The organism is Streptomyces recifensis (assembly GCF_002154615.1).
Classification (GTDB): domain Bacteria; phylum Actinomycetota; class Actinomycetes; order Streptomycetales; family Streptomycetaceae; genus Streptomyces; species Streptomyces griseoluteus.
This window is the reverse complement of record NZ_MUNH01000008.1, coordinates 1-1,350: the sequence shown is the minus strand read 5'-3', so window position 1 is coordinate 1,350 and position 1,350 is coordinate 1. Positions and strand designations below refer to the sequence as shown.

Genomic DNA, 1,350 nt, shown 5'->3' with positions numbered 1-1,350 from the left:
GCGGTTTCCCCCGGGGCGGGGAAACCGCGGTCCCGGCCACCGGCCCCGACCGGAGCGTCCCCCTCTACCCGGCGGCCCGTGACGGCCGGACCCGTGTCGGGCCCGCTACCCGGCTCACCGCGCTCCCGGTCGGCGTCCCGGCCGCCCCCGCACTGCCTTCCACCCTCGAACTCCAGCGGGCGCTGCGGCCCTTGCAGGCGTACCACAGCGCGGCACCTCCGCTCCGCCGCGAGCTGGACGAGACCGCCACCGCCGAACTCAGTGCCAACGCAGGGGGGTTGATCCTCCCCGTGTACCGCGAGGTACGGCGCGGAGACGCCCGGCTGCAACTGGTGCTGGACGCCGCGCCCTCGATGCGGGTCTGGGACCGACTCTTCGCCGAGCTGGAAGAGGTCTTCGCACAGTTGGGCGCCTTCGGAGACATCCGGATCGCCCATCTGCACACCGGTCCCGACGGCGAGGCCACGGTCAGCGCCAGCGCCGATCCGCGCGGGGCCCCGCAGCACACCGTGGACCGGCTCAGCGACCCCACCGGGCGCCGGATCACCCTGCTGGTCAGCGACTGCGCCGGCCCGCTGTGGCGGTCCGGGAGCGCGCACCGGCTGCTGCACCGGCTGGCCCGGCTCGCCCCCGTCGCCGTGCTCCAGCCGCTCCCGCAGCGCCTGTGGAGCCGTACCCGGCTGCCGGTCACGTACGGCCGACTCACCCGTGGCGACACCCCCGGCGGCACCGCGCTGCGCGTCCGCACCCCCGACGGCGCGCCCGTCGTACCGCCGCCCGGCGTGCTGCCCGTGCCGGTGCTGCCGCCCGAACCCGTGGCGCTCGGGGCGTGGGCGCGGCTGCTCGCCGGGGCCGGTGCCGGGCCGGTGTCCGGCGCGGTCGGCTGGGTGCGCGCGGACCAGCCGCCCGCACCACAGACGCGCGGCGGACGCACGCCGACGCCGGTGGAGCGGGTCAGCCGGTTCCGCTCAGCCGCCTCGCCGGCCGCCGGCCGCCTCGCCGTCTACCTCGCCGCCGCCCCGCTCTGTCTGCCGGTGATGCGGCTGGTGCAGCGCACCATGCTGCCCGGCTCGGGCCCCGCCGAACTGGCCGAGGTGCTGCTCGGCGGCCTCGTCCGGCGGGCGGGGGAGGACCACGGGCCGGACGCCGGGCAGTGGTACGAGATGGAGCCGGAGGTGCGGGAGGCGCTGCTGTCCACGCTCGGCCGGGACGAGGCCCTGCTCGTCCTCAAGCACTGCTCCGAGTACATCGAGCAGCGCTTCGGCAAGGGCGGCGCCAACTTCCCGGCCCTCGCCCTCGCCCAGCTCGGCGGTACCGGCCACCCGGCGCGCGGGGAGGAGGGCGGCACGG

General features: G+C 77.5%; 1 protein-coding gene. It reads left to right on the top strand.

The window, feature by feature from the left end; all coding sequences use genetic code 11:
- On the top strand, positions 1-1,350 hold a 1,350-nt coding region (locus CCN33_RS00440), incomplete at both ends, for an SAV_2336 N-terminal domain-related protein (RefSeq protein ID WP_279628129.1).